1 protein-coding gene is annotated in these 1,178 nt (G+C 75.4%); it reads left to right on the top strand.

Annotated features, from left to right (window positions below; genetic code table 11):
• Positions 1 to 67: 67 nt before the first annotated feature.
• On the top strand, positions 68 to 1,178 hold a 1,111-nt coding region (locus CCN44_RS42155), incomplete at its 3' end, for a VgrG-related protein (protein WP_143650486.1).

The raw sequence follows: 1,178 nt of genomic DNA on the forward strand, positions 1-1,178 counted from the left end.
CGTCCCGCAGCCCCGGCACCGAACTGGTGGTGCCGGGGCTGCGGGACGCGGGCGGTGAGGAGGAGCGGTGACCACACCCGGAGCGCGGGGCGGCCGGTCGTTCGCGGCGGACCCCGTCATCGAGACGCCCGCGGAACTTCCGCCCGTCTGGGCCGCGCAGCTGGTGAGCTGCGTGGTGGACGAGAACGTGGGCCTGCCGGACGCGGCACAGCTCACCTTCCGCGACCCCGACCACGAGTTCCTCGCGGCGACCGGCATCACCATCGGCACCCCGCTCAGGGTGTCGGTGGTGACCGTGGCCGGGCAGGCCCGCGAGCGGCTGTTCGACGGCGAGGTGACGGCCCTGGAGGTGGACCGGGACCGCACGGGCTCGTTCACGGTGGTGCGCGCCTACTCCAAGGCGCACCGCCTCCAGCGGGGCCGGAAGGTGGTGGCGTACCGGAACATGACGGCGGCGGCGATCGTCCGCAAGGTGGCCGCCGGGGCCGGGCTGGCCTGCGGGACCGTGGAGGCCGCGCCGGTCACCTACACGCAGCTCTCGCAGGCGAACGTGTCCGACTGGGACTTCCTCCAGTACCTGGCGGCCGAGAGCGGGGCGCAGGTCCGCGTCGACGACAAGGGGCTGCTCCAGTTCACCCGGCCGCGGAAGGCGTCCGGGGCGCCCGCGCCGTCGACCCCGGCCACCCGCAACCCGATGGTGCTGGAGTACGGGCGGAACCTGCTGGCGCTGCGGGCCTCGCTGTCGGCCGCGGACGGCGCGGCGCAGGTGGAGGTGCGCGGCTGGGACGTCACCACGAAGCGGCCCCTGGTGGCCCGGCAGCCGTCGGTGGACAGCGACACGGTGGTGCCGGGCCTGAGCCCGGCGTTCGCCGCCCGGTTCGGCAGGGCGAAGCTGACCGTCACGGACACCCCGTACCGCACCCAGGCGGAGACGACGGCGGTCGCGGACGCGACGGCCGCCCAGGTGAGCGCGGGCTTCGGGGAGCTGGAGGCGGTGGCCGAGGGCAATCCGCGGCTGCGCGCGGGCAAGCCGGTCGCGCTCGGCAACGTGGGGCAGGCGTTCTCGGGCAAGTACACGGCGACGGCCGTGCAGCACGTGCTGGAGCCGCACGGCGGGTACCGGACGACTGTGTGGGTGAGCGCCAGCCCGGACCGCTCCCTGACGGGCCTGGTCGCCG

The sequence above is a fragment of the Streptomyces tricolor genome, assembly GCF_002155905.1.
In the GTDB taxonomy this organism is placed as follows: Bacteria; Actinomycetota; Actinomycetes; order Streptomycetales; family Streptomycetaceae; genus Streptomyces; species Streptomyces tricolor.